Below are 16,223 nucleotides of genomic sequence, written 5' to 3'. Positions count from 1 at the left end.
GATTCAGCCGATCAACTGCGGAATACTGCCGTACAACTGCAGGATGTATTCCATGAAGGTCTGCACCAGCCAGGGACCGGCGACGATCAGCGTCACCAGCATCACCAGCAGGCGCGGCAGGAAGCTCAGGGTCTGTTCGTTGATCTGGGTGGCGGCCTGGAACATCGCCACCAGCAAGCCCACCAGCAGGCTGGGGATCACCAGGATGGCGACCATCATGGTGGTCAGCCAGAGCGCTTCGCGAAACAGGTCTACCGCGACTTCAGGCGTCATAACGCGTCACCCGCCAACAAGGTTCTAAACACCACCGAAACTGCCCGCCAGGGTGCCGATGATCAGCGCCCAGCCATCCACCAGCACGAACAGCATGATCTTGAACGGCAGGGAAATGATCAGTGGCGACAGCATCATCATGCCCATGGCCATCAGCACACTGGCGACCACCAGGTCGATGATCAGGAACGGAATGAAGATCATGAAACCGATCTGGAACGCGGTCTTCAGCTCCGAGGTGACGAAGGCCGGCACCAGGATCGTCAGCGGCGCCTGGTCCGGCGTCGCGATATCAGTGCGTTTGGACAGGCGCATGAACAGCTCCAGGTCGCTGCTGCGGGTCTGGGCCAGCATGAAATCCTTGATCGGCACCTGGGCCTTGGCCACTGCGTCCTGGGCGCTGAGCTTCTCCGCCAGGTACGGCTGCAGGGCATCCTGGTTCACCCGGTCGAACACCGGGGCCATGATGAACATCGTCAGGAACAGCGCCATGCCGGTGAGGATCTGGTTCGACGGCGTCTGCTGCAGGCCCAGGGCCTGACGCAGGATCGAGAACACGATGATGATCCGGGTAAAGCTGGTCATCAGCATGACGAACGCCGGAATGAAGCTCAGCGCGGTCATGATCAACAGGATCTGCAGGCTGACCGAGTATTCCTGCTGGCCGTCGGCATTGGTGCCGAGGGTGATCGCCGGGATCGACAACGGGTCGGCCGCCAGCGCCAGCGGCGCCGCCAGCAACAGGGCCAACATCAAGAGGAGGCGCAACGGCATTACTTCTTATCCTTCTGATCCTTGCCCAGCAGCTCCATCAGGCGCTGGGCAAACTCCGGAGTCGCCTGCTCGGTGCTCGGCACCTGCACCGGCTCCTTGAGCACATGCAACGCAGTGATGGTGCCCGGCGTCAGGCCGAGCAGAATCTGTTCGTTGCCGACCTGCACCAGCACCAGCCGGTCCCGCGGGCCAAGCGCCCGCGAGCCGACCAGCTCGATGACCTGGCCCTTGCCGGCCGGTCCGGCCTGCTGCACCCGGCGCAACAGCCAGGCGAGGAAGAAGATCAGCCCCACCACCAGCAACAGGCCCAGCACCAGCTGGGTCAGCTGCCCGGCCACGCCGCTGCTGCCAACCACTGGCGCGGCGGTACCGGCCACCGGCTCGGCGGCCAGCGCCCAGAGCGGCCAGGCCAGGAACAGCGCGAGTGCCTTTCTCACTTAGCGCAGCTTCTTGATGCGTTCGCTCGGGCTGATCACGTCGGTCAGGCGGATGCCGAACTTCTCGTTGACCACCACCACTTCGCCATGGGCGATCAGCGTGCCGTTGACCAGCACGTCCAGCGGCTCGCCGGCCAGGCGATCGAGCTCGATCACCGACCCCTGGTTGAGCTGCAGCAGGTTGCGGATGTTGATGTCGGTACTGCCGACCTCCATGGAGATCGATACCGGGATATCCAGGATCACGTCCAGGTTCGGACCGTCGAGGGTCACCGGCTCGTTATTCTTCGGCACGCTGCCGAACTCTTCCATCGGCAGGCGATTGGACGCCGGCGCGCTGGCCGCATCGGCCGCCAGCAAGGCATCGATATCGTCTTGCCCGGCGTCGCCGGTTTCCTGCAGGGCAGCCGCCCACTCATCAGCCAGGGCCTGGTCTTCTGCGGAAGTCATTTCGTGTTCGTCAGCCATGTTGTCCTCGGCGGGCAAAAAATCATTAACAAAGCGAATTCATAACAACGCCGCTCAACGGCGCTCGATCGGCTCGATCACTTGCAGGGCCAGGTTGCCCTTGTGCGAACCGAGCTTGACCTTGAACGCCGGTACGCCGTTGGCGCGCATGATCATGTCTTCAGGCAGCTCCACCGGGATCACATCCCCTGGCTGCATGTGCAGGATATCGCGCAGGCGCAACTGCCGGCGGGCCACCGTGGCGCTCAAAGGCACATCCACGTCCAGCACGTCTTCGCGCAGGGCCTTGCTCCAGCGCTCGTCCTGGTCGTCCAGGTCCGATTGGAAGCCGGCGTCGAGCATTTCCCGCACCGGCTCGATCATCGAGTACGGCATGGTCACGTGCAGGTCGCCGCCACCGCCATCGAGCTCGATGTGGAAGGTCGAGACCACGATCGCTTCGCTCGGACCGACGATGTTGGCCATGGCCGGGTTCACTTCGGAGTTGATGTACTCGAAGTTGACTTCCATGATCGCCTGCCAGGCTTCCTTCAGGTCGACGAAAGCCTGCTCCAGCACCATGCGCACCACGCGCAATTCGGTCGGGGTGAATTCACGGCCTTCGATCTTGGCGTGACGACCGTCGCCGCCGAAGAAGTTGTCCACCAGCTTGAACACCAGCTTGGCGTCGAGGATGAACAGCGCGGTACCGCGCAGCGGCTTGATCTTCACCAGGTTGAGGCTGGTCGGCACGTACAGCGAGTGCACGTATTCGCCGAACTTCATCACCTGCACACCGCCCACCGCCACGTCCGCCGAACGGCGCAGCATGTTGAACATGCTGATACGGGTGTAGCGGGCAAAACGCTCATTGATCATCTCCAGGGTCGGCATGCGTCCGCGGACGATGCGATCCTGGCTGGTCAGGTCGTAGCTTTTGACGCTGCCGGGCTCGGCGGCGTGTTCGGTCTGTACCAGACCGTCATCGACGCCATGCAGCAGCGCGTCGATCTCATCCTGGGACAGCAGGTCCTGCACGGCCATGTCGTGTTCCTACTGCAGTACGAAGTTAGTAAAGAGCAACTGCTCGACCACCACTTTGCCGACCTCTTTCTGCGCCACTTCCTGCACGCTGGCGGTGGCCTTCTGACGCAGCATTTCCTGACCGACCGGAGTCGCCAGGGTGTCGAAGCTCTGGCCGGAGAAGAGCATGACCAGGTTGTTGCGGATCACCGGCATATGCACTTTCAGCGCGTCCAGATCGGCCTGGTTGCGCGCCAGCAGGGTGATGCTCACCTGCATGTAGCGCTGGCGGCCGTTCTGCGTGTAGTTGGCCACGAAGGCTGGCGCCATGGGCTCATAGATGGCCGCCGGCTTGACGCTGCTGGTCGCCTCGGTCGTCTCGGCAGGCTTGCTCTGGGCACTGCTGTGCATGAAGTACCAGGTCGCCCCGACGGACAAACCGATCGCCAGCAACAAGGCCAGAACAATCAAGAGGATAAGCTTGAGTTTGCCTTTCCCGGCGGGGGTTTTCTCTGCTGCTTCGCTCTTCGCCATGCCAATAATCCGTCACTAATCGGGTTTTCACAGTCGCACGGCAAGGCAAGAGCAAGTGTTATGCCAGATTTGTCTGAATTGGGGTGAACTGAAGGGATAGGGGAAGCGCAAAGCAGAAGATCGCCAGCCGCGGAGTCACACGGCTGGCGATCCTCTGTTCAATGACACCCGAAGCGGGTCAGGCGTAATAGTCGACGGCGCTGCTGCCGATGACCGTGCTGGTGCTGGCGGCGACTTCGGCGACGCTCGGCGGCAACTCTTCATCCACGCCATCCAGACGCCCGCCGCTGGCGCTGGTGCTGGTGCCGTTGCTGCGATGCTGCCCCTGCTGGGCCTGCTCCTGGCCACCCTGCCAGTTGCGCGACTGGTCGGAGACGTTGACGTCCACCTGCCCCATGCCTTGCTGGTGGAACATGTCGCGCAGGCGATGCATCTGCCCTTCGAGGGCCTCGCGCACGCCGACATGGGCACTCATGAAGGTTACCTGGGTCTGCTGGTCCGGCACCATGTTCACGCGAATGTCCAGGCGCCCCAGCTCGGCCGGCTGCAACTGGATCTCGGCCGACTTCAGATTGACGCTCGACAGGTACATGACCCGGTTGACCACTTCTTCGGTCCAGCCGCTCTGATGCATGGCCAGCGGCTGGTTCACCGGGACGGCATTGGCGGTCTTGGGCGTGGCCGCCTGGGTCAGGGCCGCCAGGCGGTTGGCGAAATCGTCGACGCGGGTGTCGCTGGCAGCGCCCTTAAGGTCCTTGAGACCGTCATCGAGCAGGCCGCTGAAGGCCTTTTCGCCGCCCTGCTCGGTGCTGTCCTTGTCCACCTGTAGGTCCAGCATGTTGGCCATGCCGCTGGCGAAGGTCTGGGCCGAAGTCGGTCCGTCATCGGCCACCACGGTCGGCGCCGCCTTACTCTGCGCCTGGCTGGAAGCCGAGACATGGCCGCTCTGCTCCATGGCCAGGCGCACCACCGGCAGCGCATCCAGCGGATCGGCCTCAGGGTCGAATTCCGGATCGACCGGCACCGGCGTCGCAGTGCTGGTCACCACCGGTATAACCGGCTGCGCTTGCGGCTGCACTGGCGGCTGTGCCGGAACCGGCGCAGTCGCCACTTCCGGCTCGGGCGCCGGCAACGGCACCGGCTGGGTCGCCTGCATCAGCGCCGGATCGAGGGTCGGGTCGACCGGCGTGCCCTCGGCCAGCGGCTGATCGCTGCTCGCGGCCTGGTCATCGGCGACTTTTTCGCCACTGGCAACAGCCTTGTCGGCAGGCAAGGTTTTGCCGCTATCGGCAACCGCAGGCTCGGGGGCGGCAGTCTTGCCCTTGCCCTGATCCACCTTGGCAGCGGTTTCGCCACCCTTGTCGCGAGCCGGCTTGATCGGGCCGTCGGCAGCCGCTACCGGCTTGCCGAGTGCCTCCTTGGCGAACACCCGGGCAAAGCTTGCGCCTTTGTCCCCGGGCTCGGCGGCGCTGGCCTGGGGGGTGGCGGAAGCCGCTTGAGTCTTGGCCTGGGAAGCGGCCTGAAGAAGCATGTTCGGGGTAAGGGGCATGAAAACGGTCTCCGCTGCACTGGGATCGTAGGTACAGTTGGGAGACTTGATTGCAAAGGTCGAGCCAGCTTTGCTGGCTCGCGGGAAAAAGCCTGGGCTGCAGCGGTTTTTCAGCAGTGAAAACGCTGGCGTTCCTGCTCGCACAGCTGCCGGACAATGGCGAATTCGCCATCGATCTCGCCCACCAACTGCTCGATACCACGCAACGACGAGCCCTGGGCACGTTGCTCCAACTGATGACAGAGCTCGGCCAGGCGAATCGCCCCCATATTGCTGCTGCTGCCCTTGAAGCTATGGGCAGTGGCGACAAGTTGACGGGGATCGTCGACCTTGTGCAACTGGCGCAAACGCTCTTCGGAGTCACAGAGGAAGGTGTCGAGCAACAGCGGATACTCATCCTCCATGACTTCCTGCAATGCGTTCAGCACCTCGTGATCCAGATGAATCTCAGACACTTGCTCACTCCTTGATCAAGAATCGGCGAATTATGCCAGAGGCTCCCAAGAAAACTCCACGCAGGCACTACGACCGTCGTCGGACCAGCTGGCACGCCGGCTGAGCTGACGGATCAGGCTGACACCCCGCCCGGAAAGACGGTCGCCATCGACGGGCCGCGCCATCACCCGCCCGACATCGAAACCACTGCCGCTGTCCTCGACCCGGATCAGCAAACGACCGCCAGCCCCTTGAGGCTCCACTTGCAGGTGCACCCGCACAAACCCCTCCTGCAAGGCTTCGAGGCGTACCGAGCGCTCCCGGTAATAGCGGGAAAACCCCTGGGCATCGCGCTTGAGACTCGAGTCCAGGCCCAATACGCCATGCTCCAGGGCATTGGAATACAACTCGGCCAGCACACTGTAGAGCGCCCCGCTCTGCGCCCGCAGGCCATGCACTTCCAGCAGCAGCTGCAACAGGTAGGGCAAAGGGTTGAAACGTTTGAGGGTCGCGGCGCGGTACTCGAAACTCACCGACCAGTCCAACGGGCAGGACTGACCGCTGTCGGAGTACACCAGTGCCGGCGGCGTCAGTTGCCGGGCCTCGAGCAGGCTGACCTCGACCATGCTCACGTCGTCCCGCGCATCCCCGCCAAACTCGCTCAGGGCCCGCTGGATCTCCTCGAACAACAGGTCCGGCTCGCGGTTGGCGGCAAACACCCGCTGCAGGCGCTCGACACCGAACAACTGCTCGTTGGCGTCGCAGGTGTCGATCACCCCATCGGACAACAGAAAAACCCGGTCGCCCAGGGCCATGGGAAAGACTTCGGTGCGGTCGTCGAATGCCTCGGCGCCCAGCACCCCCAGCGGCAAATGGTGCGCTACCAGCGGCACCCGCTCCCCGCTTGCCAGGCGATGCAGGTAGCCATCCGGCATGCCGCCGTTCCACACCTCCACCGCCCGCCGCTGGAAACTCAGGCACAGCAGCGTCGCACAACAGAACATGCCGACCGGCAGGATGCGCTTGAGCTTGGCATTCATCTCGCGCAGGGTTTCGGGCAGCCCGTAACCCTTGGCCGTCATGCCGTAAAACACCTCGGCCAGGGGCATCGCGCCCACCGCCGCCGGCAAGCCGTGGCCAGTGAAATCCCCCAACAGCACATGCATGTCGCCCGTCGGGGTAAAGGCAGCCAGCAGCAAATCGCCATTGAACAGCGCGTACGGCGACTGCAGGTAGCGGATATTCGGTGCGCTCAGGCAGCCGGAATGCGCCACCTTGTCGAACACCGCCTTGGCCACCCGCTGCTCGTTGAGCAGGTAGTCATGATGCTGGGTGATCTGGTCGCGCTGCTGCAGCACGGTTTCCTGCAGGCGCCGCAAGCGATCCATGGCTTTGATCTTGGCGGCCAGGATCACCGGGCTGTAGGGTTTTGCCAGAAAATCGTCGCCACCGGCTTCCAGGCAGCGCGCCAACGCCTCGCTCTGGGTGAGCGAAGTCAGGAAAATGATCGGCACCAGCGCTTCGCCAGCCAGACGCTTGATCTGCCGGGCGGCCTCGAAACCGTCCATCACCGGCATCATCGCGTCCATCAACACCAGGTGCGGGCGCTGCTGGATGAACAGCTCCACCGCCTCGGCGCCGTTACTCGCCGTCAGCACTTCGTGCCCCTGGCGCCGGACGATGCTCGACAGCAACAGGCGGTCGCTGGTGCCGTCCTCGGCGATCAGCACGCACAGAGGTGCCTCACTCGACTGCATGTCGATCAACTGATGTCGAACAGCTTGTCGAAATTGGAAATGGCGAGAATCTTGCGCACGTCCGAGTTGCTGTTGATCACTCGCACGTCGGAATCGTCGCCGCCGGCGTGATCGCGCAGCAACAGGAGCATGCCCAGGGCGGAACTGTCGAGGTAGGTGGCGTCTTTCAGGTCCACCACTATGGAGTCAGGCCTTTTGTTGAGGTGCTCGTAGGACTCGCGAAACTCTTGATGACGGCCGAAATCGAAACGCCCCTTGATCGAAATCGTCAGTTTGTGCCCGTCCGGTGAAACTTCAGTAACGACTGACATGATTCGCTTCCTTGTGATTGGCAATCTGTACAAGGTTTAGCACCCCGTACAAGCCTGGGCAACCCGAACCGCCGAAGCGTCGCTGACGAGCGCCTGGCGGCGACGAATGGGGTGGCGCTCAGTACGGATCCTGGCGCGGCAGGCGCTGGGACAGTTCGTCGAGCAGCTTCTGCTCGCGCTTGTCTTCCAGTTGGCGGGCTTCATCGATGTAGCGTTGCACCAGCTTGCGCAAACCCTCGACCCGGGCATAGGCCTGCTGCCAGGTTTCCCGGGCGCGGTTGAGGTTGTTCTGGTGCCAGGCCAGGCTTTGCCGCTGCTGGCCCACGGCGGTTTCCAGCTGATTGAGGAAGTGCTGGTAGTTCATCAGCCACTGGCCGGAAACCCCAGCACTGCCTCGCTCGATCCACTGTTGCTGGTATTCGGCACGAAAGCGTTCCAGGTCCCCTAGTTTGCTTTCCGCCAGGCGCACCTGCCCCTGGAAATGCCCCAGGCGCTGGGCGGCGGTGCGCTCGGCGCTTTCGGCCATGTCGACCACCGGCGCCAGACGCGCGGCACGGCTGTTGGCCATGACGGATTAACCGCCCGGCGCCGGAGCGAAAACCATCTCCAGATGGGCTTCGCTTTCACCCAGGCTGATGCTGTCGTTGAGCCCCTGGCGCAGGTAGGTGACCATCGACGGCTGCAGCGAGATGGCGGCGTCGGTTTCGCGATCGCCGCCCGGTACGTAAGCGCCGACGCTGATCAGGTCGCGCGCCTGTTGGTAACGCGACCACAGCTGCTTGAAATACTGGGCGCGGGTCATGTGATCCGGGGTCACCACCGCCGGCATGACCCGGCTGATGGACGCCTCGATATCGATCGCCGGGTAATGCCCCTCTTCCGCCAGGCGCCGCGACAGCACGATATGCCCGTCGAGCACACCTCGCGCCGAGTCGGCGATCGGGTCCTGCTGGTCGTCGCCTTCGGACAAGACGGTATAGAACGCGGTGATCGAGCCGCCACCGGCCTCGGCGTTGCCCGCTCGCTCCACCAGCTTCGGCAGCTTGGCGAAGACCGACGGCGGATAGCCCTTGGTCGCGGGCGGCTCGCCGATGGCCAGGGCGATTTCCCGCTGGGCCTGGGCGAAACGGGTCAAGGAATCCATCAGCAACAGGACGTTCTTGCCCTTGTCGCGAAAATATTCGGCGATACGCGTGCAGTACATGGCCGCGCGCAGGCGCATCAACGGCGCATCGTCCGCCGGCGACGCCACCACCACGGAGCGCTTGAGCCCCTCCTCACCGAGGATGTGCTCGATGAACTCCTTGACCTCACGGCCGCGCTCACCGATCAGCCCGACCACGATGATGTCGGCCTCGGTAAAGCGGGTCATCATGCCCAGCAGCACACTCTTGCCCACGCCGGTACCGGCGAACAGGCCGAGACGCTGGCCGCGGCCCACCGTCAATAATCCGTTGATGCAGCGAATGCCCACGTCCAGCGGTCGGCTGATGGGGTCGCGCTTGAGCGGGTTGATGGTCGGACCGTCCATCGGCACCCAGTCCTCGGCCTTCATCCCGCCCTTGCCGTCCAGCGCACGACCAGCACCGTCGAGGACCCGCCCGAGCATGCTCATGCCCATCGGCAGGCGGCCAGTATCGGCCAGCGGCACGACCCGGGCGCCGGGCGCGATGCCGGCGACGCTGCCGACCGGCATCAGGAATACCTTGCTGCCGGAGAAGCCCATCACCTCGGCCTCGACCTGCACCGGGTGATAGCTGTCGTCGTTGATCACCATGCAGCGCGTGCCCATGGCCGCCCGCAGGCCTTCGGCCTCCAGGGTCAGGCCGACCATGCGCAGCAGGCGGCCTTCGAGAATCGGCTGGTTCGGCAGTTCGGTGGCTTCGGCGTAGCTGCTCAGGCGCTTGCCGAAGCTGGTGCGGTCAAGGCGCATCGGCGGGGTCCTGCGCGGCGTCGACAGGGTCGACATCCGCGGCGGGCTTGCCGGTGGCGGCCCCCAGCTCGACGCTCCGGTCCGGTTCGGCGGGATGCAAAGCCTGCTCATGAAGCTGGTCGGACAGCTTGTCCATGATCTTGGCGATCCGGGTTTCCATGGTCGCGTCGATCCGGCTGTGCTCGGTCTCGACCCGGCAGCCGCCCGGCAACATGGCTTCGTCCTCGACGATGCGCCAGCTTTCCTCGTGGCGCTCGCGCAGGCTTTTGACCTGGGCGAAATCCTGCGGATTGATGTACAGGCGCACATTGCCCACGCCCAGCGGCAGCAACTTGAGGGCTTCGCGCATGACGTGTTCGATCTGGCTGGAGTCGATGGCCAGCTCGCGCTGGATCACCTGGCGCGTCATGTGCTGCACCAGATTGACCAGGGCCTTTTCAATCTGTGTGTCCTGCTCGGCGATGGGTTCGAACAGATTGCCCATCAGCGTTTCCAGCGCCTCCAGCTTGGCGCTCAGGGCCACTTCGGCTTCCTGGCGGACCTTCAACGTGGTGCTGTGGAAACCTTCCTTTTCGCCCGTGGCGAAGCCTTCGTTATAGGCTTCCTGGCGAATGCTCTCGAGCTCTTCGAGGGTCAGTGGCTGGACTTCTTCCAGCGGCACTTCCTCGATCTGCGCCGGCGGCTCTTCCACCGGTTCCGGCTCGGGCTCGGGTACATGGGGGTCGAAACTGGGCAGCGCCCAGACGTCGAAACCACCGACGTCCCGAGCGCGAATCAGGTCGCTGTGGGATTCATCACTGCTGGACGACATAACGCGACCTTAGATCATTTCTTCGCCGCCCTTCCCGCCGAGAACGATTTCTCCGGCTTCGGCCATACGGCGGGCAATGGTGAGGATTTCCTTCTGCGCGGTTTCCACATCGCTGACGCGCACCGGGCCCTTGGCCTCGAGGTCGTCGCGCAGCAGTTCGGCAGCCCGCTTGGACATGTTCTTGAAGATCTTTTCCTTGACGCCTTCGTCCGACCCCTTGAGGGCCAGGACCAGCACGTCGGAAGACACTTCGCGCAGCAATGCCTGGATGCCGCGGTCGTCGACATCGGCAAGGTTGTTGAACACGAACATGAGGTCTTCGATCTGGCCGGACAGGTCTTCGTCGACTTCGCGGATCGAGTCCATCAACTGGCCTTCGATCGAGCTGTCGAGGAAGTTCATGATGTCGGCAGCGCGCTTGATACCACCCAGGGTGGTACGCGAGGCGTTGGAGTTACCAGCGAACTGCTTCTCGAGAATCTGGTTGAGTTCTTTCAGGGCGGCCGGCTGCACGGTATTGAGCGAGGAAACCCGCAGGATGATGTCCAGGCGCGCCTTGTGGTCGAAGTTGCCAAGCACTTCGCCCGCCTGGTCCGGATCGAGGTACGCCACCACGATCGCCTGGATCTGCGGGTGCTCGTAACGGATCACGTCCGCCACGGCGCGCGGCTCCATCCACTTCAGGCTGTCCAGGCCGCTGGTGTTGCCGCCCAGCAGGATGCGGTCGATCAGGCCGTTGGCCTTGTCCTCGCCCAGGGCCTGGGTGAGCATCTTGCGCACATAGTCGTCGGAGCCCACGCCCAGGCTGGTCTGGTCGCCGACGATGTCGACGAACTCGCTCATCACCTGCTCGACCTGCTCGCGATGCACGTTGCCCATCTGCGCCATGGCCACGCCCACTCGCTGGACCTCTTTGGGGCCCATGTGGCGCAACACCTGCGCGGCGTCGGTGGAACCCAGGGACAGCAGCAGAATCGCAGCCTTGTCGACCCGGGTCAGTTTGGCGGTAGCGGCTCGGTTATCACTCATCTGCGTTAATCCACTCTTTCACGACCTGGGCCACTCGACCCGGGTCTTCTGCCACCAGACTCTTGATTGCGTTCAACTGTGCGTCATAGCCTTCGCTCGGGCTAGGCAGCAGGATGCTTTGCGGGCCGCCGAGGCTGACGCGATCGTTGGCCAGCTCGCCATCCAGGCCGCCCATGCCGCCGAGTTCGACATCGCTGCCCAGACCTGCCAGTTGCTTGCCCTTGCCGCCACCGGTGATGTTGTTGAGCACCGGACGCAACACGCCGAACACCAGGACCAGGATAAACAGCACACCCAGGACCTGCTTCACGATGTCCCAGAACCAGGGCTGCGAGTAGAACGGAATGTCGGCGATCACCTCGCCGCGATCGGCCGAGAACGGCACGTTGATCACGCTGACGCTGTCGCCACGGCTGGCGTCGAAGCCCACGGCGTCCTGCACCAGGCGGGTAAAGCGCGCCAATTCGTCGGCGCTCCACGGCGCACGGCTGGTTTCGCCGTTGGCCGGATTGACCTTGACCTGATCGTCCACCACCACCGCCACCGACAGCCGGTTCAGACGCCCCTGCTGTTGCTTGGTGTGGCTGATGGAGCGATCCAGTTCGAAGTTCTTGGTGGATTGTTGACGCTTGTCGTTCGGGTACGGCGCCAGCATCGGCTGGCCGGTGGCCGGGTCCATGATCTGCTGGCCGTTGGCGTCCAGCAGCGGCTGGCCTGGCTGCACCATGCCGGCGGCAGCGGTGGCGCCACCGGTGGTCTGCGGTGCGCTGGCCGGCGATGGCGGCTGGTTGCTCAGGGCACCAGGAACACCTTGCGGGCCCAGGCTGCTGGAGCGTTGTTCGTTGACCGACTGCTCGCTGCGCAAGGCCGGCTGGTCCGGGTTGAACTGTTCGGAGGTCGACTCGACGGCACTGAAGTCCACATCGGCGGACACTTCAGCCTTGTAGCGGTCGTTGCCGAGGATCGGCTGCAGGATGTTGTGCACACGCTGGGTCAGCATGCTTTCCATGCGGCGGCTGTAGTCGAATTGCTTGCCGGCCATGGTCAGTTCGGAGTTTTCCGCCTGGTCGGAGAGCAGGTTGCCCTTCTGGTCGACCACGGTGATCTGCGACTTGCTCAGCTCGGGAACGCTGGTCGCCACCAGATTGACGATGGCCACCACCTGGCCCGGCTCCAGCGAACGGCCGGAATACAGCTCGACCAGTACCGAAGCGCTGGGCTTGCGCTCGTCGCGCACGAACACCGAGCTTTTCGGAATCGCCAGGTGCACGCGTGCGCCCTTGACGTTGTTCAGGCTGGAAATGGTCCGTGCCAGCTCGCCTTCCAGGCCACGACGGTAACGGGTCGCCTCCATGAACTGGCTGGTGCCCAGGCCCTGCTCTTTATCGAGAATCTCGAAACCGATATTGCCGTCACCCGGGGCCACACCGGCAGCCGCCAGCTTGAGGCGCGCGCGCGACAGGTCGTCGGCCTTGACCAGCAAGGCACCGGAGTTGGGTTCGACGGTGTAGGGAATGTCGGCGGAGGCCAGGGTGTCCATGACCTGCTTGGCGTCCATGCCGGCAAGGCTGCCGTACAACGGACGGTAATCGGGTTGCTGGGACCACAACACCACGGCAAAACCAATCGCCACGCTGGCAGCCAGACCGACCATGAGGCCAACCTGACGCAACATGGTCATCTCGGAGAGGTTTTCCAGAAAGGACAACCCGAACAGCGGCGGCTTGCCTTCTGTCGGAGTGGCCTTGGCCGGTACGTTATCGGCGACTGCTTCTGCCATGACTCAATCTCGTCCTTAAACCGGCATCTGCATGATGTCTTGGTACGCCTGAACCAGCTTGTTGCGCACCTGGGTCAACGCCTGGAAGGACACACTGGCCTTCTGCGAGGAAATCATCACGTCGGTCAGGTCGACACCGCTCTTGCCGATCTCGAAGGCACTGGCCAGCTGGCTGGACGCCTGCTGAGTGTCGTTGACCTTGTTCACCGCCTGCCCAAGCATGTCGGAAAAACTGCTGCCGCTCACCTGCGGCACCGCGGCCGATTTTGGCTGGGCCATGGCGTCCATTTGCATGGCCCGCATGTCCAACATCAACCGATTAAATTCAATACCTTGGCTCATGGTCTACTCTCTCCGACGACCCGCAATTTTTTGACACTCACGCAGCGGTTAGTGAGGTGTTAGCAACAAGGGTGCCAGCTCCGCGGCGACACCGAACAAAAGCCTGCATGGCTTCATGCCTTAAACGACTCATGTTGCAAACAGATACGCCTCGACATCCATTCCGGCATCGCGCATTTGCGCCAGCTTGTAGCGCAAGGTTCGCGGGCTGATACCCAGGCGCTCGGCCGCCTCCTTGCGTCGGCCACGCTCGGTGCGCAAGGTGTCGATGATCATCTGGAACTCCCGACGCCGCAGATCGTCGCCCAAGCCCCCCGCCGACTCGGCTGGCGGCACCTCGGCCTCCACCGGCGCACTGCGCACCGTCGCCACCGTGGCGGGCGCCATGGCAGGCAGCGGCGCACAGGCCAGCGGTCCGCCCAGGCAGAAATCTTCCGGCTGGATCAGACCGCCCTGCTGCAGGATCAGCGCGCGCTGGATGGCGTTGTCCAGTTCGCGCACGTTGCCCGGCCATGGATAACCGAGCAGGCACGCCTGCGCTTCGGCCGACAGCCGTGCGGCAGCGTGTTTCATTTTATTGACGTGCTTGGCCAGCAGACGCTCGGCCAGCGGCAGGATATCGGCGGTACGTTCGCGCAGCGGGCGCCAGGCCAGCGGGAATACCGACAGCCGATAGTAAAGGTCTTCCCGGAACCGCCCCGCGGCCACTTCGCCGGCCAGGTCGCGGTTGGTGGTCGCCACCACCCGGATATCCAGGGCGATGGGCTTGCGCGCCCCGACCCGCTCGACTTCGCGCTCCTGCAGCACCCGCAGCAGCTTGGCCTGCAGGGCCAGGGGCATTTCGGAAATCTCGTCCAGCAGCAGGGTGCCGCCATCGGCCTGTTCGAACTTGCCGGGCTGGGCGGCGATGGCGCCGGTAAAGGCACCCTTCTCGTGACCGAACAGCGTGGCTTCGAGCATGTTGTCCGGAATCGCCGCGCAGTTGATGGCGATAAAGGGCTGACTGGAGCGATGGGACTGCTGGTGAATGTAACGCGCCAACACCTCTTTGCCGGTGCCGGACTCGCCTGAGATCAACACGGTGGAGTCGCTGCGAGCGACCCGCGCCGCCAGTTCGAGCAGTTGAGCGCTGGCCGGCTCGAATGCCACCGGCCCTTCGCCCTCGGCAGCCCCAAGGCAACCCAGGGCATGTCGCGCCACCAGATCCAGCAGGGCCTTGGGCTCGAAGGGCTTGACCAGGTAGTCGGCGGCGCCTTGACGCATGGCCTCGACCGCACGCTCGACCGCGCCATGGGCGGTCATCAGCAATACCGGCAATTGCGGCTGGCGCGCACGCAGCAGGCCCAGCAACTGATGACCGTCCATGCCCGGCATGTTGACGTCGCTGACCACCAGGCTGAACGACTCGCCAGACACCGCCTCCAGCGCTTCCTCCGCACTGCCGACCGCCTTGTAGTCATGACCGGCCAACAGCAGCGTATCCGCCAGGGCTTCGCGCAGGGCGCGATCGTCTTCAACCAGTAGAACCTTGATTGCCATTACCTTCACTCCACTCCTTGAGCGCCGCAGAACAGTGGCAGAACCACCAGCGCACATGTACCGCGCCCAGGACGCGAGCGCAGCAGCAATTCTCCCTGGTGGGCACGCGCCACCGCCTTGACGACTGTCAGCCCCAGGCCGGTTCCCGTGGTCTTGGTGGTAAAAAACGGTTCCCCCAAACGCGCCAGCACCGCAGCGTCGATACCGCTGCCGCTATCGCTGACGCATAACCGCAAGCTGTTGCCACGGGTATAAAGATGGACTTTCAGGCGCACCTGACCGGCACTGGCCTGGATCGCGTTCTCGATCAGATTGAGCACCGCCCCCACCAGCGTGTCGCGACTGCACAGCAACTCGCCGGCATGGCTGTCGCACTGCCAGCGCACGGGCACGTCCTGCACATGGGTCAGGGCCGCCGCCTGCAACGACTGCAACAACGCCTTGGGCGTCACGCGATCGGTCAGCGGCAACTCGCCCCGGGCAAACACCAGCATGTCGCGGACCTGATGCTCCAGCTCATGCAACCGCTCCTTCAGCCGCCCGGCAAAGCGCTGCTGGGTGGCGACAGGCAGTGCCTGCTCGGTCAGGTGACTGGCATACAGCAGTGCGGCGGACAATGGCGTACGGATCTGATGCGCCAGGGACGCCACCATGCGCCCAAGGGACGACAGGCGCTCATGGCGGGCCAGTTGATCTTGCAGGTGGCGGGTTTCAGTCAGGTCGTTGAGCAGCACCAGTTGGCCCGGTTCGGCATCCAGCGAACGGGTGGCGATCGACAGCCGCCGCCCATCCTTCAACGAGATCTCATGGCCGTCGTCTTCCCGTGGCGCGAAACAACGGGCGATGACATGCCGCCAGAGCTCGCCCTCGAGAGGCAGGCCCAGCAGGTCGCAGGCGGCAGGGTTGGCTTCGCGGACAATGCCCTGGGCGTCGATGACAATGACGCCGCCAGGCAACAGATCGAGGAGGTTTTGCAGACGGTTGGCCAGACGCTCTTTTTCCGCCAGCTCCTGCATGCGCTGGGCGCTGACCACGGCCAGTTCGCCCTTGAGCTCGGTCACCCGAGCCTCAAGCATGCTGTAGGAATCGGTAAGCTGGCTCGACATCTGGCTGAACAAGGCGAACGCCTGCTCAAGGCCAAGCCGGCTTGCCTGCTCTACGGACGACGTTTGCCCCTGGCTTTCAGGAACAGGAGACATCTGGGCGGCGTGGGGCATCGTGCTCTCTCGCGTGGCTGACCGTCAGTTAA

General features: G+C 63.8%; 18 protein-coding genes. All 18 read right to left on the bottom strand.

Annotated elements, in window-relative coordinates; translation table 11 throughout:
- Positions 1-3: 3 nt before the first annotated feature.
- A complete protein-coding gene (fliQ, locus tag AC07VU_RS22365; RefSeq protein ID WP_003184009.1) occupies positions 4-273 on the bottom strand; it encodes a flagellar biosynthesis protein FliQ in 270 nt (89 codons plus the stop codon).
- Between the two features lie 24 nt (positions 274-297).
- Positions 298-1,047 carry a flagellar type III secretion system pore protein FliP gene (gene fliP / locus AC07VU_RS22360; protein WP_274305932.1) on the bottom strand — a complete coding sequence of 250 codons (750 nt, stop codon included), beginning with the start codon at positions 1,045-1,047 and terminating at the stop codon, positions 298-300.
- Entirely contained in the window at positions 1,047-1,484 is a 438-nt protein-coding gene (fliO, locus tag AC07VU_RS22355) for a flagellar biosynthetic protein FliO (RefSeq protein WP_495030497.1), read from the bottom strand. Before fliO ends, fliP begins: the two co-directional genes overlap by 1 nt.
- Positions 1,485-1,952: a flagellar motor switch protein FliN gene (gene fliN / locus AC07VU_RS22350; protein ID WP_009042742.1), complete on the bottom strand. Its 468-nt coding sequence runs from the start codon at positions 1,950-1,952 to the stop codon at positions 1,485-1,487. It abuts the gene before it with no gap.
- Positions 1,953-2,006: 54 nt separating this feature from the next.
- The gene (fliM, locus tag AC07VU_RS22345; RefSeq protein WP_009042741.1) at positions 2,007-2,975 is read right to left on the bottom strand and encodes a flagellar motor switch protein FliM; all 969 of its coding nucleotides are present in this window, start codon (positions 2,973-2,975) and stop codon (positions 2,007-2,009) included.
- 9 nt (positions 2,976-2,984) lie between these two features.
- A complete protein-coding gene (fliL, locus tag AC07VU_RS22340) occupies positions 2,985-3,488 on the bottom strand; it encodes a flagellar basal body-associated protein FliL (RefSeq protein WP_007922529.1) in 504 nt (167 codons plus the stop codon).
- A gap of 178 nt (positions 3,489-3,666) precedes the next feature.
- Entirely contained in the window at positions 3,667-5,037 is a 1,371-nt protein-coding gene (locus AC07VU_RS22335) for a flagellar hook-length control protein FliK (RefSeq protein ID WP_495030496.1), read from the bottom strand.
- Positions 5,038-5,147: 110 nt separating this feature from the next.
- Complete coding sequence (locus AC07VU_RS22330) at positions 5,148-5,492, bottom strand: Hpt domain-containing protein (protein ID WP_007922619.1); 345 nt, start codon at positions 5,490-5,492, stop codon at positions 5,148-5,150.
- Between the two features lie 30 nt (positions 5,493-5,522).
- Positions 5,523-7,229: an ATP-binding SpoIIE family protein phosphatase gene (locus AC07VU_RS22325; RefSeq protein ID WP_495030495.1), complete on the bottom strand. Its 1,707-nt coding sequence runs from the start codon at positions 7,227-7,229 to the stop codon at positions 5,523-5,525.
- 5 nt (positions 7,230-7,234) lie between these two features.
- Positions 7,235-7,540, bottom strand: coding sequence for an STAS domain-containing protein (locus AC07VU_RS22320; protein WP_102678469.1), 306 nt, complete (start codon positions 7,538-7,540; stop codon positions 7,235-7,237).
- A 118-nt stretch (positions 7,541-7,658) separates the two neighbouring features.
- Complete coding sequence (gene fliJ / locus AC07VU_RS22315; RefSeq protein WP_007922624.1) at positions 7,659-8,108, bottom strand: flagellar export protein FliJ; 450 nt, start codon at positions 8,106-8,108, stop codon at positions 7,659-7,661.
- Between the two features lie 6 nt (positions 8,109-8,114).
- Complete coding sequence (gene fliI, locus AC07VU_RS22310) at positions 8,115-9,473, bottom strand: flagellar protein export ATPase FliI (RefSeq protein WP_053260123.1); 1,359 nt, start codon at positions 9,471-9,473, stop codon at positions 8,115-8,117.
- On the bottom strand, positions 9,463-10,284 hold the full coding sequence (gene fliH, locus AC07VU_RS22305) for a flagellar assembly protein FliH (protein WP_495030494.1): 822 nt from the start codon (positions 10,282-10,284) through the stop codon (positions 9,463-9,465). Before fliH ends, fliI begins: the two co-directional genes overlap by 11 nt.
- A gap of 9 nt (positions 10,285-10,293) precedes the next feature.
- Complete coding sequence (gene fliG / locus AC07VU_RS22300; RefSeq protein ID WP_007922630.1) at positions 10,294-11,313, bottom strand: flagellar motor switch protein FliG; 1,020 nt, start codon at positions 11,311-11,313, stop codon at positions 10,294-10,296.
- A complete protein-coding gene (gene fliF / locus AC07VU_RS22295) occupies positions 11,306-13,093 on the bottom strand; it encodes a flagellar basal-body MS-ring/collar protein FliF (RefSeq protein WP_007922632.1) in 1,788 nt (595 codons plus the stop codon). The genes fliG and fliF overlap by 8 nt, the downstream gene beginning before the upstream one ends.
- Before the next feature lie 15 nt (positions 13,094-13,108).
- Positions 13,109-13,435: a flagellar hook-basal body complex protein FliE gene (gene fliE, locus AC07VU_RS22290; RefSeq protein ID WP_007922633.1), complete on the bottom strand. Its 327-nt coding sequence runs from the start codon at positions 13,433-13,435 to the stop codon at positions 13,109-13,111.
- A gap of 129 nt (positions 13,436-13,564) precedes the next feature.
- Entirely contained in the window at positions 13,565-14,974 is a 1,410-nt protein-coding gene (gene fleR, locus AC07VU_RS22285) for a sigma-54-dependent response regulator transcription factor FleR (RefSeq protein ID WP_495030493.1), read from the bottom strand.
- 5 nt (positions 14,975-14,979) lie between these two features.
- Complete coding sequence (locus tag AC07VU_RS22280; RefSeq protein WP_495030492.1) at positions 14,980-16,191, bottom strand: sensor histidine kinase; 1,212 nt, start codon at positions 16,189-16,191, stop codon at positions 14,980-14,982.
- Positions 16,192-16,223: the final 32 nt, after the last annotated feature.

Source organism: Pseudomonas sp. GW821-FHT02B10 (assembly GCF_059421865.1).
Note: the sequence above shows the minus strand (reverse complement) of the source record. Positions and strands in the feature narration are given on the sequence as shown.

What these genes read in the sequence shown, in the direction of transcription:
- fliQ (WP_003184009.1), bottom strand. Translation starts at nt 273, where the DNA reads ATGACGCCTGAAGTCGCGGTAGACCTGTTTCGCGAAGCGCTCTGGCTG.
- fliP (WP_274305932.1), bottom strand. Translation starts at nt 1,047, where the DNA reads ATGCCGTTGCGCCTCCTCTTGATGTTGGCCCTGTTGCTGGCGGCGCCG.
- fliN (WP_009042742.1), bottom strand. Translation starts at nt 1,952, where the DNA reads ATGGCTGACGAACACGAAATGACTTCCGCAGAAGACCAGGCCCTGGCT.
- fliM (WP_009042741.1), bottom strand. Translation starts at nt 2,975, where the DNA reads ATGGCCGTGCAGGACCTGCTGTCCCAGGATGAGATCGACGCGCTGCTG.
- fliL (WP_007922529.1), bottom strand. Translation starts at nt 3,488, where the DNA reads ATGGCGAAGAGCGAAGCAGCAGAGAAAACCCCCGCCGGGAAAGGCAAA.
- AC07VU_RS22335 (WP_495030496.1), bottom strand. Translation starts at nt 5,037, where the DNA reads ATGCCCCTTACCCCGAACATGCTTCTTCAGGCCGCTTCCCAGGCCAAG.
- AC07VU_RS22325 (WP_495030495.1), bottom strand. Translation starts at nt 7,229, where the DNA reads ATGCAGTCGAGTGAGGCACCTCTGTGCGTGCTGATCGCCGAGGACGGC.
- AC07VU_RS22320 (WP_102678469.1), bottom strand. Translation starts at nt 7,540, where the DNA reads ATGTCAGTCGTTACTGAAGTTTCACCGGACGGGCACAAACTGACGATT.
- fliJ (WP_007922624.1), bottom strand. Translation starts at nt 8,108, where the DNA reads ATGGCCAACAGCCGTGCCGCGCGTCTGGCGCCGGTGGTCGACATGGCC.
- fliI (WP_053260123.1), bottom strand. Translation starts at nt 9,473, where the DNA reads ATGCGCCTTGACCGCACCAGCTTCGGCAAGCGCCTGAGCAGCTACGCC.
- fliH (WP_495030494.1), bottom strand. Translation starts at nt 10,284, where the DNA reads ATGTCGTCCAGCAGTGATGAATCCCACAGCGACCTGATTCGCGCTCGG.
- fliG (WP_007922630.1), bottom strand. Translation starts at nt 11,313, where the DNA reads ATGAGTGATAACCGAGCCGCTACCGCCAAACTGACCCGGGTCGACAAG.
- fliF (WP_007922632.1), bottom strand. Translation starts at nt 13,093, where the DNA reads ATGGCAGAAGCAGTCGCCGATAACGTACCGGCCAAGGCCACTCCGACA.
- fliE (WP_007922633.1), bottom strand. Translation starts at nt 13,435, where the DNA reads ATGAGCCAAGGTATTGAATTTAATCGGTTGATGTTGGACATGCGGGCC.
- fleR (WP_495030493.1), bottom strand. Translation starts at nt 14,974, where the DNA reads ATGGCAATCAAGGTTCTACTGGTTGAAGACGATCGCGCCCTGCGCGAA.
- AC07VU_RS22280 (WP_495030492.1), bottom strand. Translation starts at nt 16,191, where the DNA reads ATGCCCCACGCCGCCCAGATGTCTCCTGTTCCTGAAAGCCAGGGGCAA.